The organism is Salipaludibacillus sp. CF4.18, assembly GCF_051262595.1.
In the GTDB taxonomy this organism is placed as follows: Bacteria; Bacillota; Bacilli; order Bacillales; family Salisediminibacteriaceae; genus Salipaludibacillus; species Salipaludibacillus neizhouensis.
Genome location: NZ_JBIMEV010000141.1, coordinates 1 through 1,116 on the forward strand (window position 1 = coordinate 1; position 1,116 = coordinate 1,116).

Genomic DNA, 1,116 nt, shown 5'->3' on the forward strand with positions numbered 1-1,116 from the left:
CAAATGCAGTTCGTTTTTTCTGTTTGTAAAGCTAACTTACTGGATGCAATTTTTAACAGGAAGGCTTTATGGAAGATTGTTAATACAGAAGGTGCAAATAGATTGATTTGCCTTGTTAATTAATCTGAGTTTTTTTAGGTTTTGTTTTGCAAGAAGATTCGTAAAATCCTAGACAGAGTGTTCTAAAATATTTGATAAATGAAGGAATAGGATGGAATTCAATTGTTTGACATCCTATTCCATATTATTTATACTAGATGTTGAATACGCTTACATAGTTGGAGTGATTTAATGTCTGTGATAACAATACAAAATAATATTAATAAGAGCCAAATCATTGATACCCTTCTTCATAACAATTTGTACAAGATGCCAGATGGAAGGCAATTGTACGAAGCAACAGAAAAAGAACTTGAATTTGTACTTTATTCAATAACTGAAATTTGTTTTGTATAAGGATATTATTTGTTATATATTTGAATTTCAAAAAGCCATGTATCAGGGTAAAGAAAATGATACATGGCTTTTTTGTTAGTAAATGGGATAGTTATACTATTTATTTTTCACTCTTACCTGTATCGAATGCAATGATGTATCCACCATCAGAATGGATGCTAGAGTAGAAAAAAAGAGCTGTTGTTAGCTAGCAACTTCATTTTCTTATCTAACAACATGAACCTTTAATTGGGGTATATAAAAGTTGGTGTGTTATTAACGAGGGTGCGTTAGTTGAATTGCAGATATTATATAAAAAGGCTTTAGAGAAGAAATTTTCTCTAAAGCCTTTTTATTGTTTTAGTAAAAATAATAGTTTGCATACTAGATGAGTTGATGTCATCTAAAAAGATGGAACGATTGTTATTCTGTAAAAAGTCACCAAATAGCCGTAAATCGATAGCATAACTGGTTAACGTATTGATGGAATAATTTTTTTCGACTTCTAAATACAATAAATAATCATCTCTTGCTTGAACATAATTCATAGGGTGAGCCTCCTTAAAAGTATCGTTATAAGGTCGAACCCTAAAAGTTATGGCCGATACGCAAGAATTATGGGACCAGGGTGCAGTTATCGGGATGACCCCAAAAATTATAGTCAACTTGTGGAACAGAAGT

General features: G+C 31.3%; 2 protein-coding genes. One reads left to right on the forward strand and one right to left on the reverse strand.

Features of this window, described 5'->3' with window-relative positions; translation table 11 throughout:
- Nucleotides 1–291: 291 nt before the first annotated feature.
- Nucleotides 292–456 (forward strand): Fur-regulated basic protein FbpA, encoded by a 165-nt coding sequence (gene fbpA / locus ACHABW_RS25840; protein WP_435759896.1) that lies wholly within the window; start codon nt 292–294, stop codon nt 454–456.
- Nucleotides 457–776: 320 nt separating this feature from the next.
- Here fbpA and ACHABW_RS25845 read toward each other — a convergent pair whose 3' ends face one another.
- Complete coding sequence (locus ACHABW_RS25845; protein ID WP_435759898.1) at nt 777–983, reverse strand: site-specific integrase; 207 nt, start codon at nt 981–983, stop codon at nt 777–779.
- Nucleotides 984–1,116: the final 133 nt, after the last annotated feature.